This is a genomic window from Sinimarinibacterium arenosum (assembly GCF_005047655.1).
GTDB lineage: Bacteria > Pseudomonadota > Gammaproteobacteria > Nevskiales > Nevskiaceae > Solimonas.
Genome location: NZ_SUKF01000002.1, coordinates 270218 through 290138, shown reverse-complemented (window position 1 = coordinate 290138; position 19921 = coordinate 270218). Strand labels below are relative to the sequence as shown.

Sequence of the window (19921 nt, the reverse complement as noted above, 5' to 3'; positions counted from 1 at the left end):
CAACATGCCGTATGCCGGGAGAACGCGTTGTTCCAAGGGCGGTGAATTACGCCATCTCTCCGCGTAGCGCGCGCACCCGTCGTTCCAGATCCGCGGCGCTGACCATTTCAGCTGCGATCGGCGCTTCAGCCACGATCTCGATCTTCGACCAGAACCGGCGCGGTAGCCGCGAGCGACCCAAATAGGTGTCGCGCCGCGAGAAAAGACTGCCCCAAAGCCCGCGCAGGGCCATCGGAATCACCGGCACCGGCCGTCGCGCGATGATGCGCTCGATGCCGGGGCGGAAGGTCTGGATCTCGCCGTCCAGGGTCAAACCGCCTTCCGGAAATATGCCGACGACGTCGCCGTTGGCCAATGCAGCATCAATCTCGTCGAAGGCCTTGTTCATCAGCGCCTCGTCTTCCCTGGCGCCGGCGATCGGGATCGCGCGGGCGGTGCGGAAGATGAAGTTCAGCACCGGGATGCGGAAGATCTTGTAGTACATGACGAAGCGCACCGGCCGACGGATGTTGCCGCCGAGGATCAGCGCGTCGACGAAGCTGACGTGATTGCAGACGACCACGCAGGGGCCCTCGTCCGGAATGTTGTCCAGACCGGTCTTGCGAATGCGGTACAGCGTGTTGATCAGCGCCCAGACCAGGAAGCGCATCAGGAACTCGGGCACCAGCGAGTAGATGAAGACGGCGACCGCGGCGTTCATCAGCGCGGTCGTCAGCAGCAATTGCGGGATGCTCAGCCCGGCCTGCAGCAACACGATGGCCATGATCGCGGCGGTGACCATGAACAGCGCATTGAGGATGTTGTTGCCGGCAATGATGCGTGAGCGGTGGCTGGCTTCCGACCGCGTCTGGATCAGCGCGTACAGCGGTACGATGTAGAGTCCGCCGAAGATGCCGGTCAGCAGCAGATCCCACAGGACGCGGTGATTTGCCGCGCTGCTCAGAAAGGCACCGGCCGAAAGGCCGACCGCGGTGCTGGCCGCGGGCTGGGCCAGATACAGATCGATCCCGAAAAAGGTCAGGCCCAGCGAACCCAGCGGAACCAGACCGATCTCGACCTTGTGTCCGGACAGGCGTTCGCACAGCAGCGATCCGATCCCGATGCCGAGCGAAAACACCGTCAGCAGAAGGGTCACAACGGTCTCGTCGCCGCCGAGGATGGTCTTGGTATAGGCCGGCAGCTGCGACAGGAACACAGCGCCGTAGAGCCAGAACCAGGAGATGCCGAGGACCGACAGGAATACCGTGCGATTGCCGCGCATGAAGCTGAAATTGCGCCAGGTTTCGGTCAACGGATTCCAGTTGATGCGCAGATCCGGTGCGGTCGCGGCCGCCTGAGGAATCCGGCGTGAGGTCAGATAACCCAGGACTGCAACGCCGACCACCGTCGCGCTAATCCATTGCGCGCCGCCATGTTGCGCCATCAGCCAGCCGCCCAGCATCGTGCCCAGCAGGATGGCGAGAAATGTGGCGGCTTCGACCAGAGCGTTGCCGCCGACCAGCTCGTCTTCGCGCAGGTGCTGCGGCAGGATCGAGTACTTGACCGGGCCGAACAGCGCCGACTGCGCACCCATCAGGAACAGCACGCCGAGCAGTACGTGGATGTTGGCGCTGATCAGGCCGAACACCGCGGTCAGCATGATGATGATCTCAAGCAGTTTGATCGCGCGGATCAGCGCGGCCTTCTCGTACTTCTCCGCAATCTGTCCGGCTGTCGCGGAGAACAGGAAGAACGGGAGAATGAACAGACCGCCGGCGAGGTTGACGTAGATGTTGATGTCCTCGGGCGACAGGCCGGCGATGCCGAACGTGACCAGGATGATCAGCGCGTTCTTGAACACATTGTCATTGAACGCGCCCAGCGTCTGCGTCGCGAAGAACGGGCCGAAGCGTTTGGCGCCTAGCAGGCGAAACTGGCTGTGTTCACTCATGAACGGTTCTGGCCCCCTGCCATATCGATAGCGCTTGATCGGTACAGCATACCGGTTCGGCCGGGGTGGACGAATCGGCTTGCGGCTCTGTTACGCTGCGCCGGTCATGGCAAGCAAAACGGACTGGCTGATCGGCGAGCTGCCGGCACTGGAGCGCGCCGGCGTGATCGACGCCCAAACCGCGCAGCGCCTGCGTGCGCACTACAGCGCAGTGGCGTCCGCATCCGGCTGGGCGCGCTGGTTGTTCCCGGTACTGGGTGCGCTGCTGATCGGGCTCGGTATCGTCTTGCTGGTTGCGCATAACTGGGACCAACTGTCGCGTCCCTTGCGCCTGCTGTTTGCCTTCGCCCCGATGACGCTGGGCCAACTGGCCTGTATCGCCGTACTGCGACGGCCGGCAGTGTCCAGTGGCACGCGTGATGCGGCGGCGCTGTTGACGGCGCTGGGGTTCGCCGCCGCCCTGGCCCTGGTTGGCCAGATCTTTCACTTTCCGGGGGATCTGGATGCCTACCTGCTGAGCTGTGCGCTGGCGGCGCTGCCGCTGGTCTATCTGATGCGATCGGCCGCAGTCGCCGTGCTCTACGCCGCGGCACTGCTGGGCTGGTCGGCGGCGGTCGCCAGCCTTCAGCGACATCCGCTGGCGGTGGTCGGAGGGTACGCGCTACTGCTGCCGTTTCTGCTGCTGATGCCCGCCGCCTGGCGTGGGCCCTGGCGCGGAGGACTGATGCTGTCGGCGCTGGTTCCGATGTTCTTCGCCGCCGTGATGCTGAGCTTTCCGTCTGTACCGCGACTGGGGGTGCTGTGGGCCACTGCGTTCGGTGTCGTGCTGGTGTGGCTGCAGCGGCGTGAGTCCGCGACCGCAGGCACTGGCGCTGGCTCCGGTTTTGGCATTGCCGTACCGGCCTGGGGCTACGCGGGCGTTGCGATCGCCAGCCTGATCGGAACGGTGCCGGAGATCTGGCATGGCTGGTTCTGGGACCTGGGGCCGGTGGATGCGGTCGAGGCGTGGATCGTGGTTGCGGCGATGCTGGCCGCTGTATTCGCCGCCGCCTGGTGGGCGCTGCGTCACCGCGACATCCTGCTGCTGACGATGTGTGTGCCGGCCTGGGTCATGGCCGTGGTGGCGCTGATGGACACCCGCGATATCGCCGTCGGTCTGGCGCTCGGCTTCAACGTGCTGACATTGGCCATCGGGTTGCTGACGGTGCGTGACGGCGTCGCGGCGCGGCGGCTGGATCGGGTCAATGCCGGCATGCTGCTGCTGCTGGCGCTGGTTGCGCTGCGCTTTTTCGACAACGACTGGTCGTTCACGGTTCGTGGCGTGGCCTTTGTGATGGTTGGCAGCGGGTTCCTGCTGGCCCACGCCTGGTTGCGTCGGCGGGTGCGCACATGACCGCGCGCTGGATGTGGGGCGCACTGGCGCTGGTCTTCGCGCTGCACTGGACAGTGCCGGCGGCCTTGATCCAGCGCGGAACCGCGACGTTGGAGCGCGGAACGCAGTATCGCTTTCGCACCGCGCCAGTCGATCCGGTCGACCCGTTCCGGGGGCGCTACGTTGCCCTGGATTTCGATGCCGCGCGCATCGCCGTGAATGCGCAAGCCGAATATGCCGAAGGTGAGACGCTGTACGCAGCGATTACTGTGGGGGATGACGGCTTTGCACATCTGCTGCCGCCGCAACACGGGTTGCCGAAGACGGGCGATGCGCTGAAGGTCACCGTGCTCTGGAACAACGAGGGCGAATTGGGTGTGGCGCTGCCGTTTGATCGCTATTACCTGGACGAAGCGCTCGCCCCCGAGGCCGAGCAGATCTATCGCGAGCGCAATCGCCGCGTGAATCCTGACGAAGCCGACGATGCAGATCCGCGACGCCCGGCCTATGTGACGGTGCGGGTACTCGACGGCTACGCAGTGCTGGAACAGTTGTACATCGACGGGATGCCGGTTCGGGCGCTGATCGATTCGCAGCCCTGATTGCTGCTCAGCTCTTCATGCTGCGTTGTGCTTGGATCCAGGCATCGACGTTGCGTTCGAGCAGATCCAGCGGAATTGCACCGCTGCCGAGCACGACATCGTGGAATTCGCGGACGTCGAACTTCTGGCCTAGCGCCTTTTCCGCGCGTGTGCGCAGCTCGCGGATTTTCAGCTGACCGATCTTGTAGGCGAGGGCCTGGCCCGGCCAGGCGATGTAGCGGTCGATTTCATTGACGATGTCGAGTTCCGCTTTCGGCGTGTTGGCCTTGAAATAGTCAATCGCCTGCTCGCGAGTCCAGTGCTTGTAGTGCATGCCGGTGTCGACCACCAGCCGTACCGCGCGCCACATCTCGTAGGTGAGCGCGCCGTATTTCGAATAGGGATCCTGATACAGGCCCAGCTCGTCCCCAAGCGATTCGGCGTATAGACCCCAGCCTTCGACAAATGCGGTCATGCCCCAGCCGTTCTTGCGGAACTCCGGCAGCGCGCCCAGTTCCTGCGCACGCGCGATCTGGAAGTGATGGCCGGGCACCGACTCGTGCAGGGTCAGCGCCTCCATCTCGTATTTCGGGCGCGACTCCGGCTTGTACAGATTGACGTAGTAGTACCCGGCACGCGTGCCGTCGGCGGCGCCCGGCAGGTAGTACGCCGTGGTCGTGTCCGGCGCGATATTGTCCGGAATCGGGCGTACGCCGTAGGGCAGGCGCGGAGTCGTCTTGAACAGACGCGGCAGTTCCGGATCGATGCGCTTGGCCAGTGCGCGATACGCTTCGAGGAGCGCGTCGCCATCGGTGTAGTAGAACTGCGGGTCGCTGCGCAGATGTGCATTGAATGCGGCGAAGTCTCCGTCGAAGCCGACCTGGCGGATGATGGCCTGCATCTGTGCGCGGATGCGCTTGACCTCGGACAGGCCGATGGCGTGAATTTGCTTGGGCGTCAGCTGCGTCGTTGTGAACTGGCGCGTGCGAAACGCATAGAGCTTGTCGCCGTCGGGCTGCACCCAGGCGCCGACCTGCTGCGGGCATGCTGGCAGGTAGTCGTTGACGAAGAAGGCGCGGAAGCGCTGATAGGCGGGTACAATCTCCTTGGCGATCAGGCGTTGCGCGCGCTCTCGATAGGCCTGCTGCTGCTCGGGAGCGATGTTCTCCGCAAATTCGATAAACGGCTTGAAGAACGGGCTGCTGCTCGGATCGTCAACGATCTGCTTGTCGATCTGTGCCGGCACCCGTTGCATGACGATCTGCGGCTGCATGCGTTTTTCGCGCAGACCCTCGCGCATCAGGGCCTCGGTCTGATCGATCAGCGTCGGCAGCGCTTCCAGGCGCGCCAGCCAGTCGTCGTAGTCCTTGGATTTCTCAAAGCGGAGCACTTCGAGGATCTCGTCCTGCGTCTGGATGCCACCGCGCTGGTTCAGCGGCATCAGGAAGGGATGAAACGCGTAGCCCTCGAGAGCTTCCGTGTACTGGCGCCGGAACAGGTCGTAGTTGATCTGTTCACCGGCGGGCAGAGCATCGCGATCGATCGCGTCGAGCGCCTTGAGGGCGGCTTGATCCGCCGCATGCGAGGCGGCAATGGCCGTCAGACTGCGGTCCGGCCAACGGTCGTTGTAGCGCGCATCGCCCAGATAGCTCGCGCCTTCGGGGTCCTCCTGCAGGCCGCGTTGCCATTCGCGGTCGAACAGTGCGTGCAGCTCGGCTGTGGCGTCTGCGCGTGCCGTGAGGCTGCAGAATGCGCAGATTGAGGCAAGGCCAGCAATGATCCAACGGCGCATGTCGTGTTTCCTCAGCGGTCAGGCGGTCAGGCGGTCAGGCGGTGGTCAGGCGGTCAGGTCGGCGGCGTGCCGTGGCCGGCGGTGGCCTGGCTCAGGGTCAGTGCCAGGTCATACAGGACTTTCTTGCGTTCGCCAGTGATCTGCGCGGCGACTCGCGCCGCCGACGAGGCCGGCATCTCCTGCAGCAGGATGCGCAGGACCCGTTCGGTTTCGGCGGCATTGCCGGCGGGCTCGCCCGGCTGACCGCCGATCACCAGCACGAATTCGCCGCGGCTGCGATTGGTGTCGGCGGCGAGCCACGTCGGCAGCGCAGCGGCGTCCATCACCACGCTCTGTTCATGCAGCTTGGTCAGCTCGCGCGCCAGACACACGCTGCGCCCGGGCAATAGCTCGGCGAGATCCTGTGCGGTGTCAGCGATGCGATGACTGGATTCGTAGACGATGAAAGTCTGCGGCAGGGCTGCGAGTGTCTGCAGGCGTTCGCGTCGCGCACCGCGCTTGGCCGGCAGAAATCCCTCGAACAGGAAGCGGTCGCTGGGCAGGCCGCTGAGCGACAGCGCCGTGATGGCGGCGCAGGGGCCAGGGATCGCGATGACCGGCACATCGGCGGCGCGGGCGGCGCGGACCAGCACGAATCCCGGGTCGGAAATCAGCGGAGTGCCGGCGTCGGAGACCAGGGCGAGAGTCGCACCACCCTGTAACTGTTCGATCAGCGCCTGGCTTGCCGCCGACTCGTTGTGCTCGTGCAGCGCGGTCAGCGGCTTGCGGATGCCGAAGTGCGACAGCAGATGCCCGGTCGTGCGGGTGTCTTCGGCACAAATACGGTCGACCGAACTCAGCACGGCCTGGGCCCGCGGCGACAGATCGCCGAGATTGCCGATCGGCGTCGCGACCACGTAAAGGTGGCCGGCCGCGACGTTGGCGCGCTCGTGACTCACGGCGTCAAACAAAGTGGGCATGTCATACTTGCAATTATGAGCGCGCGCCCTTCATCCGCCAAAACCGTTCGATCGACACGACGCATGACACTGGCATTTCTGCTGGTCGTCAGCCTGTTCGGATGTGCATCGAGTCCGCAATCCCGTCCCGCCAATCCCCAGTCGCAGGTCCTTCCGTCGCCTGCAACGGCAGTTGGCACTTCGCCTGATGCTGGAGTGGTTGCGCAATCGGATCAATCTGAATTCTGGACACCGCCGCCAGCGATGACGCGTGGTAGCCGGATTGCGCTGTTGCTGCCGATGACCGGACCCTACGCGACCACCGCCGAGGCCGCGCGCGACGGTTTCCTGGCCGAGTACTTCAATGCTGGCGCGCAGGGTGAGGTGCGGGTTTACGATGTCGGCGACAGTCCCGAGTGGCTGCTGCGTGCCTATCAGCAGGCGCTGAATGACGGCGTCGACATGATCGTCGGACCCCTGAAGAAGGAAAGCGTCGCGCAGCTGGCGGCGATGGCGCCGCCGGTGCCGGTGCTCGGTCTGAATTACATGGATGCCGGGTATCAGGCCCCGTTCAATTTCTATCAGTTCGGGCTCGCGCCCGAGGACGAAGCCCGTGCGGTGGCTGACGATGCCGGAAGCAAGCGCCTGCTCAATGCCGTGGCGCTGGTGCCGGAAGGAGACTGGGGCACCCGGGTGCTGGGCGCGCTGGACGAGCGTCTGCGGCAATGGGGTGGCCGCGTGATTTCATCGGGCCGCTACCGGCAAGGTGTCAGCGACCAGAAGGAAGTGATCTCCAGCATCATGGGTGTCAGCGCGAGCCAGGAGCGTCACAACGCACTCACCCGCGCTCTGGGCGAGCGTACCGAGTTCGAGGCTGGTCGTCGTGGCGATATCGACTTCATTTTCATTGCCACGCGTGCGCAGGATGCGCGCGTGCTGCTGCCCCAGTTCCGCTTCTATCGTTCCAGTGGCTTGCCGCAGTACGCCACCTCGATGATCTATAACGGCCGCCCCGATGCCGAGCTGGCGTCGCTGCGGTTCTGCGACATGCCATTCACGGTGGATTCTTCCGGTGTCTGGGCCGACGAGCGTAGCCAGGCATCCCGTCTGCCCGCTGTTGCGGCCTATCCACGTCTTTATGCGCTGGGCGCCGATGCCTATCGTGTGGCCACGGCGCTGCACAGCGGACGATTCCGTTCAGGTGAACTGCTGCCTGGCGCGTCAGGCTGGATGGAGTGGACCGCCAGAGGAACATTGACGCGCCGGCTTGAGTGCGTGGAGATGCGTGCTGACGGGCTGGTGCCGACAACGGCGCAGCGCTGAATCGCCGAGCATCGACATGATGCGTGGCGATCTGGCAGAAGACGCGGCGCTCAAACTGTTGAAGCGGCATGGATTGCGGCCGCTGATGCGCAACTTTCGCTGTCGCGGCGGCGAACTCGATCTGGTCATGCTCGACGGCGAAGTGCTCGTTGTGATCGAGGTGCGCGCCCGAACCCACGGTGCCTGGGGCGGTGCGACGGAGTCCATTGATGCGCGCAAGCAGCAGCGGATCGTGCATGCGACCCAGCTGTTTGTTGCCGCACGTCCCGAACACGCGCGCCGCGCGATCCGCTTCGACGTCGTGTTGTTTGAGGGTGACGCCGCGCCGCAATGGATTGCTGCTGCGTTCGATGGATTCTGAGCTGTGCTCATGGCATTGGCCTGACGCCGCGCGGGGTTCACAATCGCGCTTCTGTAGCCGAAACCGGAACAACGATGGATCTCGAAGCCCGACTGCGTACTCACTTTGAAGCCAGCATCGCCGCCAAGCAGGCGACTTTGGCGCAGTCGTTACCGGCGTTGACTGCGGCGGCGAAGTTGCTGGCGCAGCAGCTGCGTGAGGGCCACAAGGTACTGTCTTGCGGGAATGGCGGTTCGGCCGGTGACGCGCAGCACTTTGCCGCTGAACTGACCGGACGTTTTGAACGTGAGCGTCCCGGGTTGCCGGGCATCGCCTTGACCGTCGACAGCTCGGCGCTGACGGCAATCGCCAACGATTACAGCTACGAGCAGATCTTTTCCAAGCAGGTCCAGGCACTGGGCCGCGCAGGCGACGTGCTGCTCGCAATCTCCACATCCGGGAACTCGCCCAATGTTCTGCGCGCGATTGAGGCGGCGCATGCGCAGCAGATGGACGTGATCGCATTGACCGGTCGTGACGGTGGTCGCATTGCCGCAGCGTTGACCCCCGGTGACGTCGAATTACGCAGCGTGTCGGATGTCACTGCGCGGATTCAGGAAGTGCACATCCTGTTTCTGCACTGCCTGTGCGATGCCATCGATGAGCAGCTGTTCCCGCAGGCAGGTGAATCTGGTTCGTAGCGTCAGCCGTGCTTGATGGATGACTGCGACGTGACTTCCTGACTACAGTCTGCGTGACAGCAACAACAGCGTCGTATCGGCGCCTACTTGACTACGCGCAAGGTCGGCCGGCCTGTCCGCGGTGGACGCGGCGGTTCCGGGTCGGTGCCCGGCGTTGGGCTCGATGCGGAGCCTGCTGATTCTGCTGGGGGTTCCACCTCACCGAACATCACGCCTTCACCGTTTTCGCGAGCGAACGCGGCGAGGACAGCGCCAGGCGGAAATTGCACGTCAAACGGGCGGCCGTTGAAGCGTGCCGAAAACCAGATCGGGTCGCCGGTGAGATCCAGATTCTGGATCGCGACAGGGCTTACATTCAGCGTGATCCGGCCTTCGTGGACGAACTCCCGTGGAACAATGACTCCAGGATAATCGGCGGCGACCAGGATGTGCGGTGTATGCCCGTTGTCACAGCACCAGTCATAGATGGCGCGGATCAGGTAAGGGCGGCGGGATGCGGACATGATCAGTAAAAAGTCTGTGATGCTGCGCCGGATCAGCGCATCACCGATTGTACGCTGCGACGCCCCAGCAGCTGCTGTGCGTAGCGCAGAAGATCGGGGTCTTTCGGCATCGGAACCTGCAGCGCGGGGAGTTGCGTCAACAGCGCTGCCCAGGCGCAGTCCGCCAGATTGAAATCCAGGCCGAGACACCAGCCGCGCCGCGGGAAAACCTGCGCGCTCGCAATCAGGTATTCGCCGAGGCGCTTGCGTGCCGCCTTGGCGTCAGCTGACTTGGGCGCCTGCTGAATCGTCTGTGCCAATGGAAACAACTCGGTTTCCAGGCGCAGCAGCATCATGCGGATGCGGGCGCGCGACGCCGGATCGGGGGGCAGCAGTCTCGGGTGCGGATAGCGATCGTCGAGGTACTCGGCCACGATTGCGGCTGGAAAGATCACGCAGTCTCGATCTGACAGCGTCGGCAGGCTCAGGCTCGGATTGAGCACCATCAGGTCAGGATGCGGTCTGCTGCCGGTAATGGTTTCGATCCGGACATTGTCGACGTCTTTCTCCGCCAGAACGATGCGTGTCCACAGGCTCGGCAATTCATTGGGCGCGAGAAACAGCGTTGCGCCGGCGCGGGCGCCTGGCCGCACATCCATTACGTATTTGCTTTTAGCCGGAATTGCCACCGCATGCCTCGAACGTCAACGCCGGGCCATGTGGCCCGGACACCCAAGCATGGCACGCATGGCCGGCTTTTGCAGCCCAATCCAGGGTCAATGGGCACAAAAAACGGCGCCGCTCGGGTGGAGCGGCGCCGTTGTTCGACTCAATTGGCGGGTCGATCAGTGCACGTCTTTCCAGTATTCGCGCTTGAGCAAATACAAGAACGCGGTCAGAACGAGCAGATACAGCAGCACCTTGCCGCCCATGGATGTGCGCGCGGCACGGCCAGGCTCGGCGGCGTAGGCCATGAAGTTGACGGTGTCCGCGACGAACTTCTCGAACTCCGGCTCAGACAATGCCCCTTCCTGGACGACCTTGAACGTCGGGCCGCCATGACCTTCGGCCGCTGCAGCCCCGCCTTCTGCCGCGTGCGCAGCTTCCATCACCTGAACCCCCTGCAGCGAGCCCAGCACGTTGGGCATTGCTGCGCCCGGCAGCATCAGGTTGTTGGTGCCGTTCTGCCGCGTCGCGTCGGTGTAGAAGGTCATCAGGTAGTTGTAGACCCAATCCGGCCCGCGCATGCGGGTTTCAACGGTGAGGTCCGGCGGCTGTACGCCGAACCATGTCACTGCCGTTGCCGGCATGGCCGAGACGATGTGGTCCCCCGGTTTTTCCGAGGTGAACATCAGATTGGCCTTGAGCTGATCTTCGGGAATGCCGAGATCCTGTCCCATGCGGGCATAGCGAAGATGCTTCATCGAATGACAGCCGGAGCAGTAATTCATGAAGTTGCGCGCGCCACGCTGGACCGACGCTTCATTGCCGAGGTCCGGGGTGAAGGCGTGCGGCATGGCCAATTCGCTTGCCGATGCGGTTCCGGCGGCGGCCAGCAGCGCAGCAGCCAATACTACGAACTTAATGCGCTTCATAGGTCACCCGCTCCGGTACTGGCGTGGTTTTGTCGAGCTTCGAGTAAATCGGCATGAACAGGAAGAAGCCGAAGTAGATGAAACTGCCGATGCGTGAAATCAGCGTGCCTTCCGGTGTGGGCGGCTGCATGCCGAAGTAGCACAGCAGGATGAAAGCGATCGTGAAAAGCGCCAGTGCGGTCTTGTACATCCAGCCTTTGTGGCGGATCGACTTGACCGGCGAGCGGTCCAGCCACGGCAACGTGAACAGCACCAGCACCGCCGCGAACATGCCGATAACGCCCATCAGCTTGTTCGGAATCGCGCGCAGAATCGCGTAGAACGCACCGAAGTACCACGCCGGGGTGATGTGATTCGGCGTGACCAGCGGATTGGCCTCCTGGAAGTTCGGCTTTTCGAGGAGATAGCCGCCACCGTCCGGGGCCAGGAACACGACGCCGAGGAAGATGATCAGGAACACGCCAACACCGAGCATATCCTTGACCGTGTAGTACGGATGCGACGGGATGCCGTCGAGCGGGTAGCCCGTCTCGGGATTGGTGAGTTTCTTGATTTCGACGCCGTCCGGACTGCCGGATCCCACTTCGTGCAATGCGATCAGATGCGCGACGACCAACCCGACCAGTACGAACGGCACGGCGATCACATGCAGCGAGAACAGGCGGTTCAGCGTCGCGTCGGACGGGATGTAATCGCCCTGGATCCAGATCACCAGATCACCGCCGATGACCGGAATGGCGCCGAACAGCGAAATGATCACCTGCGCGCCCCAGTACGACATCTGGCCCCACGGAAGTACGTATCCGCAGAAGGCTTCGGCCATCAGGCACAGGAAGATCAGGCATCCGAAGACCCAGATCAGTTCCCGCGGCTTGCGGTAGGAACCGTAAAGCAGGCCGCGATACATGTGCAGGTAAACGACGATGAAGAACGCGGAGGCCCCCGTCGAATGCAGATAGCGGATGATGTTGCCCCAGGGCACATCACGCATGATGTATTCGACGCTATCCCATGCCTTGGCGGCGTCGGGCTTGTAATGCATCGTCAGGAAGATGCCGGTCAGCAACTGATTGACCAGCACCACCAGCGACAGGATGCCGAAGATGTACCACCAGTTGAAGTTCTTCGGCGCGTAGTAATCGCCCCACTGGTCCTTCCACAGCTTGGTCAGCGGGAAGCGGTCATCAATCCAGCCGAGAATCCCGGTGGTCTTGTACGGATTTTGGACTGTCGCCATCACGCAGCTCCCACGGGATCAACGCCAACGACAATGGTGTTGTCGCCTTCGAAATGGTGCGGTGGCACCAGCAGGTTCAATGGAGCAGGTACGCCCTTGTAGACGCGGCCAGCCATATCGAACTTGGAGCCGTGGCAGGGGCAATAGAAGCCACCTTGCCAGTTGGGGTCGACCTCGGGTGCCGGATGATCCGGACGGAACGTCGGCGAGCAGCCGAGATGGGTGCAGGAGCCCACCATGACCAAGACATCCGGTCTGATTGAGCGAGCTTCGTTCTTTGCGTAGTCGGGCTGCTGCGCCTCATCCGAGTTCGGATCGCGCAGTTCTGCATCGACCTTCGGCAGTGACTCGAGCATCTCCGGCGTGCGACGCACGACCCATACTGGTTTGCCGCGCCACGCGACGGTTACGCGCTGACCAGGTTCAACCTTGCTGATATCGATCGAAACCGGTGCGCCGAGCGCCTTTGCACGCTCGCTGGGCCGCAGCGACGCGAGAAATGGCCAGGCCGCTGCGACCGCTCCCGCACCGCCGACCACTGTGGTCGTCAGCGTCAGGAAGCGGCGTCGACCGGGATCCACGCCTTGATTGCTCATTGAACAAAGCCCCTTGAGGAGTTGGTTATCAAATGGTGCAAGGGCGAGCGCTTTACATCGGCACGGTCAGTCGCCTGGCAGTGCGGGGCTCGGCCTAACCGCGGCATTATAGCGGCAGGCTCCGTACACGGGTAAGACTTTGGTCAGTGGAATGCGCTGATGAAAGGAGCAAAATCGCCGGCTCGATTGCAGCGGCGATCGGGTATCGAAGCCAGGCTCAGGAGAGCAGGCCGCGCAGGGCGGCGAAGCGCACGACTTCGGCAGTGTTGCGCAGACCCAGTTTTTCCATCATGCGGGCACGGTGGTTCTCGGCGGTCTTGACGCCGATATCGAGAATCTGCGCGATTTCCTTGGTGGTCTTGCCCTGGATCACCAGATGAAATGTCTCGCGCTCGCGCGCGGTCAGCGTGTCGTAGGGGTCGGTGCTGATTGAGCGGCCACGGCTCTGGCGATCCGCCAGTGCCTTGGCTGCACGCGGTCCAAAGTACGACTGGCCGACATGGATAGTCTTGATCGCCGTCATCAGTTCGGCTACCGAGGTGTCCTTATTAAGGAAGCCGTTGGCCCCGGCACGCAGGATCGGCAGGATGTACTCATCCTCTTCGTGAACCGTCAGAACCAGTGTGCGGGTTCCGGGCAATTCAGCGCGTACCCGTTTGACGACCTCAAGTCCGGACATGCGGGGCATCGAAATGTCGGTGACGACGACGTCGGGCCGTGTTTTCAGTGCCATTTCCATTGCATGAAAGCCGTCGGCGGCCTGTGCAACGACTTGACATTCGCCGGTCTCCTCGAGCATCGAGACCAGTCCTTCACGAACTATGGTGTGGTCGTCAGCGACCAACAGCCGAATCGGGTTCATCGTCAAAGCATCATCCGTTGATTGGCGGGCTGGCGTCAGAGGCGTCCAGCACCAAAGTGAGCTGGACGACCGTACCGCGACCTGGTGCTGAACGCAGCTCGATACTGCCGCCGAACAACTCGGCGCGGTCCCGCATGCCACGAACTCCGCTGCTGGTGCCGCTGCGCTCGGCCGCGGTCAACAGTGCGGTATCAAAACCGGAACCATCGTCCTCGATCCGCAGGACCAGGGCCGACGTCTTCAAGGCAAGCACGATTCGCGCCGATTGTGCGCAGGCATGACGTATGACGTTAGTCAGCGCTTCCTGCGTGATGCGGAACACCAGCGTCTCCACGTCCGGATGCAGGCGTCGCTCGTCCAGTGCTGACTGCAGTTCAATGTCCAGTCCGGTGCGTTCGGAAAGTGTTCGCGCCAACCAGTTCAGAGCGGCGTCTAGCCCCAGGTCGTCCAGCAGCGTCGGCCGCAGCAGCCGCGACAGCTCGCGAGTGTCGTGCAGCGCGCTGCGGGTCAGGTCGAGCGCGTCGCCGAGGCGGTGTTCCAGCCCCAGATTGCCGGCGCCTCGGGCGTCGTCGAGGATGCGCTGGACCTGATTGGCCAGTGCCGTCAGGGTCTGGCCAATGCCGTCATGGAGCTCGCGCGCCAAGCGGCGGCGTTCTTCCTCCTGAACATGCCAGACCGATTTGGCCAGAGTGCGGAAGCGGCGTTCGCTGCGCACCACGGATTGCAGAAGGCGCTGGTTGTCTGCGGTCAGCGCCTCGACTTGCTGCAGGACCGCGCGGCGGAAGTCGTCAGCTTCTGTTTCGCGCGTACCCCCCGAAATCGGCGGCGGCGAGGGTTCGGGGACAGGCGTCACGCGCAGGCCTCAATGGCGATGGAAACTCAGGCGGGCTGGGGCGTGAAGGCTCTCAGGCTTGCCGCGAGGCGATTCAGTGCCGAATGCTGGTTGGCTGCGCGCATGGCCAATGAAGCCTGCTCTGATAGTGCGCCGAGAATTTCCAGATCGAGCGTCGACAAAGTTCGCGGAGGCTCTCCACTGAACAGGCACAACGCGCCTCGATGGAGGGGGTCGATTTCGATCGGCATGGCGATGATCGAGGGACTTGGGCGTTCACCGTCGGCGCATGGCTTCAGTAGCGCGCCGTCAACGCCGGCTAGGCCGGGGGTGTGATCGGTGAGAGCATGGTGCAGGGCGCGCGAGGCCTTGCCGAGGACGAGATCCAGCAGCAGAGTGGGATGAAGATTCTGCGCGCAGGCGACTTCCAGCGTGCTGTCGTTGCTCAGCAGCAGAACGAAGCCCTGCTGAGCGCCGATGACCGCGCACGCCGAATGCAGTGTGTTCTGCAAAACGGACTGTGCGGGCTCGTCGCCGCAGGCGTCGTTCCAGGCAATCGAATCGTGCAAGGCTCTATGAGCCACGGGTCGCCGACGGCTCGCGTCAGCAGCATACATCTGCAACATCCCCGAAATCGGTGAAAATTGCGGGCGGTGGGTCGACAAGGTCCTGTCCTCCAGGCTAAGGCGCGTCTACCGCAAACTCCATGCCATGGGCCGCAACTACTTGGTTTTAGCGGTCTCCGGGATCGAGTGTACCAAAAGCGGGCGCTCTGGCGACCTATGTTGGGGCGTTATTCCTCATCCAGGCCCAGTTTCTTGATGCGATAGCGCAAAGATCGAAAGGACATGCCCAGCAACTCGGCTGCGCGGGTCTTGTTGTATCGGGTCTTGACCAGCGCATCGCGGATGGCCTGACGTTCGATGTCCTCGATTTGTTGACCGAGGCCATGACCAGCGATCGCGGTTGACGGGCTGCGCAATTGCAGGTCCGATCGATGGATGTGGCCGTTGTCACACAAGGTCATCGCGCGCTCGAGGATGTTTTCCAGTTCCCGCACGTTGCCGGGGAACGGGTAGTTCTGCAGCGCGTCGATCGCGTCGTCTTCCAGTCGGGGTATTTCCGGTAAATCCAGCGTCTGCGCCAGATGAACCAGAATGTGACGCGCCAGTTGTGGGATATCGCCGGGCCTTTCGCGCAGCGCAGGCGTGCGCACTTCAATCACGTTGAGTCGGTAGTACAAATCCTGACGGAAGCGCCCCTGCTCGACCAGGGCGTTGAGGTCACTGTGCGTCGCGGAGATGATCCGGACGTTGACCGCCAGTTCGGTTTCGGCACCGACCGGCCGCACCGTGCGTTCCTGCAGTGCTCTCAGCAGTTTGACCTGCATGTGCAGGGGCAGTTCTGCTACCTCGTCGAGAAACAAGGTGCCGCCCTCGGCCGCCTGGAACAGGCCGGCCTTGTCGCGATGGGCGCCGGTGAAGCTGCCTTTGAGGTGGCCGAAAAACTCACTCTCCATCAATTCCGATGGAATTGCTCCACAGTTCACCGGCACGAAAGGGCCGGAGGCGCGGGGGCCGCGTAGATGGATCAGGCGCGCAACCAGCTCCTTGCCGGTTCCGGATTCCCCTGAGATATGCACGGGGGCCTGGCTGCGACTGAGACGATCGATCAGGGCGCGCAACTGGCGCACGCTCTGATGTTCGCCGAGCAGTTGCGGTGCCGTATCGGTGGGCTGCTCGGCGCCGCGCAGCTTCAGCGCTGTATCTACCAGTTTGCGCAGCATGCCGACGTCGACAGGCTTGGATACAAAATCGAACGCGCCGGCCTTCAGGCTTTCCACAGCGGCTTCTGCGCTGCCATACGCAGTGATGACAGCGACCGGTGTTTGTGGTGAGTGTTCCTGGATGTATGCGACCAGACTGATGCCGTTGCCATCGGGCAGGCGCATATCGGTGATGCAGACATCGTAGCGTTGCTGCGTGAGTTTCGCGCGCGCTTCCGACAGCGTGGCCGCGGCGTCGGTGCGCAGTCCCATGCGTGTCAGCGTGATCTCGATCAGCTCACGGATATCGGCTTCGTCATCGACGATCAGGACGCTGGGAGTGGTCATGTCCGGTCAGGCAGAAATGGCGCCAGCGCGGTTGGCGCCGAAGCGGATGCAGAAACAGGCGCCGCCGGTGCTGCGGTGTACGTAGCTCAGACGTGCTCCATTGTATTCGCACAGTTCGCGGCACAGGTACAGCCCGAGTCCCGTTCCGGACGCGGCCGTCGTGAAAAACGGTTCGAACACGCGGTCGTTGAGCGATTGTGGAATACCGACTCCGTCGTCGGCGACGCACAACTGGACCGCATCGTCCTCGACTGACGCCTGCAAGCTGACGTGGACGGGGCGGGCACCGCCGCCGCCGTGAGCGAAGCTGTTATCCCAAAGATTGAATAGGACTTGCTGCAGATGATCCGGGTCGAACATGACTTGCAGCTCGTCCATGTCATCACTCATCTGAATCGGGCGCACCTGGTGCGGATGACTTTCGCGATACAGCTGGATGATGCGCTGTAGCGTCTTTCCGAGCGGCAGCGCCGTGCGGCCGCCGGGATCGCGGCGGCTCAGGTCGAGCACGTCGCGAACGATGCGGTCAATGCGTCCGGCGTGTCGCAGGATCATGGCGAGCAGATGTCGATCCTGGGCTTCGAGCGTGCTGGATTCGGTCAGCAGCTGGCTGGCTTGGGTAATCGCAGACAGCGGATTGCGGATTTCGTGCGCGATGCCGGCGGACAGGCGGCCCAGTGACGCGAGCTTCATCTGTTGTGCTTGCTGCCGCAGCAGTGCCGCATCCTCGATGAGGATCAGCACCTGTGCCTGTTGGCCCCAGCCGAGCTGGGTGAAGCGCGGCAGGATTTCGTGATCATGCATGCCGACCAGGGCCGGGCTGGCCTGATCGTCCAGACCCCGGCGCCACAGCTGCAGCGCTTCGGCCAGTCGCGGCAGTTGTGCTTCAAGCGATTGTCCGGCGCTGAGGGGCAGGCCAGTCAGGCGTTGCGCGGCGAGATTGGAGACTCTAATCAAACCGTCTGAATCGATCACCAGCACGCCGGTCTGCATCGTCTCGATGATGTTTTCACTGAGCCGCGACAAGTTCACAAACTGACTGCCGACCCGTTCGACCATGGCCTCGCTGCGCCGGGCGCGCTGCGCCACGGTGTTGGCGACCAGGCCGGAGACGAAAAACATCAAGCCGAGCAGTCCGGCCTGCGACATGTCGCTGGAATCCCAAGTCGGCGCGTAGAACTGATGAATCGTTTCGGCTGCAAACACAGCGAGCGTGGCAATCGACGCATGCACCGCGGCCATGCGTGGACTCAGCACCAAGCTGCAGCCGACCACAGGCGGCACCAGCAGGATCCCCATGCCGCCACCGACGCCGCCAGTCCCTGTCAGCAGTGCGCCAATCGTGATGCAGTCAGTCGCCAGCTGGAGGTGCGCCTGGATGCGCAGTCCCGGCGTTCGATAGACCCCAAGCAGCAGCAAGACCAGCGCTGCCAGGGCATAGCCCAGGCAGCCGTAGTAGAACCATTGCGCGGGCAGCGGACGGAAGAAGTCCGGCGCATATCCGCTCGAATACAGACTCAGCAAGGCAGCAACGATGCTGAGGCGATACAGGCCCAGCACTGCGAGAATGCGCCAGTCTTCCAACCGGTCCGGCGCAGTCGCTGTCGGTGCGGTGAGCGTGGTCATCGACGAATCAATGGCCGCCCGAGCGGTACGGGGTCATTCGCTGCAACGCCCGCATTGACCCTGGGAGTTCAACGAATTCGCCGGTAGATAGGTGCCGCAGCGGGCGCAGCGTGCCATTTTCTGGAACGCTTCAGGCTCCTGGGGCGGGCGCTGACCCAGTTGTGCACGGACCTGATGGATCAGGCGCCAGATCAGCCAGCCGGCGGCGGCAATCAGTAACAAACGCAGGAGATTCATGGGCGCATTTCTCGGATATCGCTCCATTCTAGGGGAGCCGGAGTGCGGTGTCTGGCCTGAAAGCTGCTACGACCAAAGGCGAATCTACTGCAATTGTGCTTTGCGTCGAGCCGTACGGTAAGCGAGAATGCCGCGCGTTCAAATCGACCCGGCCGAGAGGATGATGTGGCATGAACCTGCACGAGTATCAGGCAAAGGAAATTTTCACGCGCTACGGCATTACCGTACCGCAGGGGCAGTTGGCGTCGAGTCCTGAGGGCGCGCGTGCCGCGGCCAAGCAGCTGGGCGGTGACAGGTTTGTCGTCAAGGCGCAGGTCCATGCCGGTGGTCGCGGCAAGGCGGGTGGCGTCAAGCTGGTCGAAGGCTTCGATGCGGTCGAGGAAGCGGCCAAGCAGATGCTCGGACACCATCTGGTGACCAAGCAGACTGGCGCAGAAGGCCTGCCGATCAACACTGTGTGGGTGGAAAAGCCGTCCGCGATCGCGCGTGAGCTGTACGTCTCGGCGCTGGTGGATCGTTCGCGCGAACGGATCGTGTTCATGGCCTCCGCTGCCGGCGGCATGGATATCGAAGAAGTCGCCGCAACCACGCCGGAAAAGATCAAGCATATTTATGTGGAGCCGTCCGCCGGACTGCAGCCGTATCAGGCGCGCCAGTTGGGCTTCTTCATGGACCTGAACAAGGCACAGGTCGATCAGTTCACCAAGATTCTGATGGGGCTGTACCGGATCTTCACGGATCTCGACGCGGCGCTGGTCGAAATCAATCCGCTGATCGTCACGGCCGAAGGTGACGTCATGGCGCTGGACGCCAAGCTCAACTTCGACAGCAATGCGTTGTACCGGCAGAAGGCCATCGCCGAGATGCGTGACTTCTCGCAGGAAGACGCGCGTGAACGCGAAGCCTCGAAGTTCGATCTGAACTACGTCACGCTCGACGGCGACATCGGCTGCATGGTCAACGGCGCCGGCCTGGCAATGGCGACGATGGATATCGTCAAGCTGCACGGCGGTCAGCCCGCGAACTTCCTCGACGTCGGTGGCGGTACCACAGCCGAACGTGTCACCGAGGCGTTCAAGCTGATCACCAAGAGCGAGGACGTCAAGGCGATCTTCATCAATATCTTTGGCGGTATCGTGCGTTGCGACCTGATTGCCGAGGGCATCATTCAGGCCGTCACGCAGGTGGGTCTGAAGCTGCCGGTGGTCGCGCGCTTGCAGGGCACCAACATGGAAAAGGGCCGCGAGATGCTCGCGAACTCCGGTCTGAAGATCACGCCGGTGGCGGATCTGACCGAGGCGGCGCAAACCGTCGTTGCACTTGCCAAGGGCGCCTGAGCGCGCGGCTGACACCAGGGATTTTTA

At 63.0% G+C, this 19921-nt stretch carries 20 protein-coding genes; 6 read left to right on the top strand and 14 right to left on the bottom strand.

The window, feature by feature from the left end; translation table 11 throughout:
• Window positions 1-46 precede the first annotated feature (46 nt).
• Window positions 47-1930, bottom strand: a complete 1884-nt coding sequence (locus E4T66_RS04840) for an MFS transporter (RefSeq protein ID WP_136847775.1) — start codon at window positions 1928-1930, stop codon at window positions 47-49.
• A gap of 106 nt (window positions 1931-2036) precedes the next feature.
• Between E4T66_RS04840 and E4T66_RS04835 the strand changes: the two genes are divergently transcribed.
• Together E4T66_RS04835 and E4T66_RS04830 are read left to right on the top strand one after the other, a co-directional pair.
• Window positions 2037-3323 carry a DUF2157 domain-containing protein gene (locus E4T66_RS04835; protein WP_136847774.1) on the top strand — a complete coding sequence of 429 codons (1287 nt, stop codon included), beginning with the start codon at window positions 2037-2039 and terminating at the stop codon, window positions 3321-3323.
• A complete protein-coding gene (locus E4T66_RS04830; RefSeq protein WP_136847773.1) occupies window positions 3320-3904 on the top strand; it encodes a GDYXXLXY domain-containing protein in 585 nt (194 codons plus the stop codon). The genes E4T66_RS04835 and E4T66_RS04830 overlap by 4 nt, the downstream gene beginning before the upstream one ends.
• 7 nt (window positions 3905-3911) lie before the next feature.
• Here E4T66_RS04830 and E4T66_RS04825 read toward each other — a convergent pair whose 3' ends face one another.
• A complete protein-coding gene (locus E4T66_RS04825) occupies window positions 3912-5675 on the bottom strand; it encodes a DUF885 domain-containing protein (RefSeq protein ID WP_136847772.1) in 1764 nt (587 codons plus the stop codon).
• A gap of 53 nt (window positions 5676-5728) precedes the next feature.
• The gene (gene rsmI / locus E4T66_RS04820) at window positions 5729-6634 is read right to left on the bottom strand and encodes a 16S rRNA (cytidine(1402)-2'-O)-methyltransferase (RefSeq protein WP_136847771.1); all 906 of its coding nucleotides are present in this window, start codon (window positions 6632-6634) and stop codon (window positions 5729-5731) included.
• Window positions 6635-6697: 63 nt separating this feature from the next.
• Between rsmI and E4T66_RS04815 the strand changes: the two genes are divergently transcribed.
• From E4T66_RS04815 to E4T66_RS04805, 3 genes are all read left to right on the top strand, one after another.
• A complete protein-coding gene (locus E4T66_RS04815; RefSeq protein WP_169577476.1) occupies window positions 6698-7936 on the top strand; it encodes a penicillin-binding protein activator in 1239 nt (412 codons plus the stop codon).
• Window positions 7937-7955: 19 nt separating this feature from the next.
• Window positions 7956-8297 (top strand): YraN family protein, encoded by a 342-nt coding sequence (locus E4T66_RS04810; protein WP_136848066.1) that lies wholly within the window; start codon window positions 7956-7958, stop codon window positions 8295-8297.
• Between the two features lie 74 nt (window positions 8298-8371).
• Window positions 8372-8977 (top strand): phosphoheptose isomerase, encoded by a 606-nt coding sequence (locus E4T66_RS04805; RefSeq protein ID WP_136847769.1) that lies wholly within the window; start codon window positions 8372-8374, stop codon window positions 8975-8977.
• Between the two features lie 83 nt (window positions 8978-9060).
• On the opposite strand, the gene E4T66_RS04800 is transcribed toward E4T66_RS04805, so the two are convergent.
• The 11 genes from E4T66_RS04800 to E4T66_RS04750 all read right to left on the bottom strand — a co-directional run bounded on the left by E4T66_RS04800 (window position 9061) and on the right by E4T66_RS04750 (window position 18557).
• A complete protein-coding gene (locus E4T66_RS04800) occupies window positions 9061-9480 on the bottom strand; it encodes a ClpXP protease specificity-enhancing factor (RefSeq protein WP_136847768.1) in 420 nt (139 codons plus the stop codon).
• A gap of 32 nt (window positions 9481-9512) precedes the next feature.
• On the bottom strand, window positions 9513-10118 hold the full coding sequence (locus E4T66_RS04795; RefSeq protein ID WP_136847767.1) for a stringent starvation protein A: 606 nt from the start codon (window positions 10116-10118) through the stop codon (window positions 9513-9515).
• Between the two features lie 186 nt (window positions 10119-10304).
• Window positions 10305-11054, bottom strand: coding sequence for a cytochrome c1 (locus E4T66_RS04790; protein ID WP_136847766.1), 750 nt, complete (start codon window positions 11052-11054; stop codon window positions 10305-10307).
• Entirely contained in the window at window positions 11041-12291 is a 1251-nt protein-coding gene (locus E4T66_RS04785) for a cytochrome b (RefSeq protein WP_136847765.1), read from the bottom strand. The genes E4T66_RS04790 and E4T66_RS04785 overlap by 14 nt, the downstream gene beginning before the upstream one ends.
• On the bottom strand, window positions 12291-12887 hold the full coding sequence (gene petA, locus E4T66_RS04780) for a ubiquinol-cytochrome c reductase iron-sulfur subunit (protein ID WP_136847764.1): 597 nt from the start codon (window positions 12885-12887) through the stop codon (window positions 12291-12293). The genes E4T66_RS04785 and petA overlap by 1 nt, the downstream gene beginning before the upstream one ends.
• A gap of 217 nt (window positions 12888-13104) precedes the next feature.
• On the bottom strand, window positions 13105-13749 hold the full coding sequence (locus E4T66_RS04775; protein ID WP_136847763.1) for a response regulator: 645 nt from the start codon (window positions 13747-13749) through the stop codon (window positions 13105-13107).
• 10 nt (window positions 13750-13759) lie between these two features.
• Window positions 13760-14602, bottom strand: a complete 843-nt coding sequence (locus E4T66_RS04770; protein ID WP_248679435.1) for a sensor histidine kinase — start codon at window positions 14600-14602, stop codon at window positions 13760-13762.
• 26 nt (window positions 14603-14628) lie between these two features.
• Entirely contained in the window at window positions 14629-15150 is a 522-nt protein-coding gene (locus E4T66_RS04765; RefSeq protein WP_136847762.1) for a GAF domain-containing protein, read from the bottom strand.
• Between the two features lie 224 nt (window positions 15151-15374).
• The gene (locus tag E4T66_RS04760) at window positions 15375-16694 is read right to left on the bottom strand and encodes a sigma-54-dependent transcriptional regulator (protein ID WP_136847761.1); all 1320 of its coding nucleotides are present in this window, start codon (window positions 16692-16694) and stop codon (window positions 15375-15377) included.
• A gap of 6 nt (window positions 16695-16700) precedes the next feature.
• Window positions 16701-18320, bottom strand: coding sequence for a sensor histidine kinase (locus E4T66_RS04755; protein ID WP_136847760.1), 1620 nt, complete (start codon window positions 18318-18320; stop codon window positions 16701-16703).
• A 33-nt stretch (window positions 18321-18353) separates the two neighbouring features.
• Entirely contained in the window at window positions 18354-18557 is a 204-nt protein-coding gene (locus E4T66_RS04750) for a PP0621 family protein (RefSeq protein ID WP_136847759.1), read from the bottom strand.
• Window positions 18558-18727: 170 nt separating this feature from the next.
• Between E4T66_RS04750 and sucC the strand changes: the two genes are divergently transcribed.
• Window positions 18728-19894 (top strand): ADP-forming succinate--CoA ligase subunit beta, encoded by a 1167-nt coding sequence (gene sucC, locus E4T66_RS04745; protein WP_136847758.1) that lies wholly within the window; start codon window positions 18728-18730, stop codon window positions 19892-19894.
• Window positions 19895-19921: the final 27 nt, after the last annotated feature.

Bases quoted from the DNA above. Each gene is read 5' to 3' on its own strand.
- E4T66_RS04840 (WP_136847775.1), bottom strand. From the start codon at position 1,930: ATGAGTGAACACAGCCAGTTTCGCCTGCTAGGCGCCAAACGCTTCGGC.
- E4T66_RS04795 (WP_136847767.1), bottom strand. From the start codon at position 10,118: ATGGATGTGCGGCCAGGCGCCCGCGCCGGCGCAACGCTGTTTCTCGCG.
- E4T66_RS04805 (WP_136847769.1), top strand. From the start codon at position 8,372: ATGGATCTCGAAGCCCGACTGCGTACTCACTTTGAAGCCAGCATCGCC.
- E4T66_RS04785 (WP_136847765.1), bottom strand. From the start codon at position 12,291: ATGGCGACAGTCCAAAATCCGTACAAGACCACCGGGATTCTCGGCTGG.
- E4T66_RS04815 (WP_169577476.1), top strand. From the start codon at position 6,698: ATGACACTGGCATTTCTGCTGGTCGTCAGCCTGTTCGGATGTGCATCG.
- E4T66_RS04790 (WP_136847766.1), bottom strand. From the start codon at position 11,054: ATGAAGCGCATTAAGTTCGTAGTATTGGCTGCTGCGCTGCTGGCCGCC.
- E4T66_RS04750 (WP_136847759.1), bottom strand. From the start codon at position 18,557: ATGAATCTCCTGCGTTTGTTACTGATTGCCGCCGCCGGCTGGCTGATC.
- E4T66_RS04825 (WP_136847772.1), bottom strand. From the start codon at position 5,675: ATGCGCCGTTGGATCATTGCTGGCCTTGCCTCAATCTGCGCATTCTGC.
- E4T66_RS04835 (WP_136847774.1), top strand. From the start codon at position 2,037: ATGGCAAGCAAAACGGACTGGCTGATCGGCGAGCTGCCGGCACTGGAG.
- E4T66_RS04775 (WP_136847763.1), bottom strand. From the start codon at position 13,749: ATGAACCCGATTCGGCTGTTGGTCGCTGACGACCACACCATAGTTCGT.
- petA (WP_136847764.1), bottom strand. From the start codon at position 12,887: ATGAGCAATCAAGGCGTGGATCCCGGTCGACGCCGCTTCCTGACGCTG.
- E4T66_RS04755 (WP_136847760.1), bottom strand. From the start codon at position 18,320: ATGACCACGCTCACCGCACCGACAGCGACTGCGCCGGACCGGTTGGAA.
- sucC (WP_136847758.1), top strand. From the start codon at position 18,728: ATGAACCTGCACGAGTATCAGGCAAAGGAAATTTTCACGCGCTACGGC.
- E4T66_RS04830 (WP_136847773.1), top strand. From the start codon at position 3,320: ATGACCGCGCGCTGGATGTGGGGCGCACTGGCGCTGGTCTTCGCGCTG.
- E4T66_RS04760 (WP_136847761.1), bottom strand. From the start codon at position 16,694: ATGACCACTCCCAGCGTCCTGATCGTCGATGACGAAGCCGATATCCGT.
- E4T66_RS04800 (WP_136847768.1), bottom strand. From the start codon at position 9,480: ATGTCCGCATCCCGCCGCCCTTACCTGATCCGCGCCATCTATGACTGG.
- E4T66_RS04810 (WP_136848066.1), top strand. From the start codon at position 7,956: ATGCGTGGCGATCTGGCAGAAGACGCGGCGCTCAAACTGTTGAAGCGG.
- rsmI (WP_136847771.1), bottom strand. From the start codon at position 6,634: ATGCCCACTTTGTTTGACGCCGTGAGTCACGAGCGCGCCAACGTCGCG.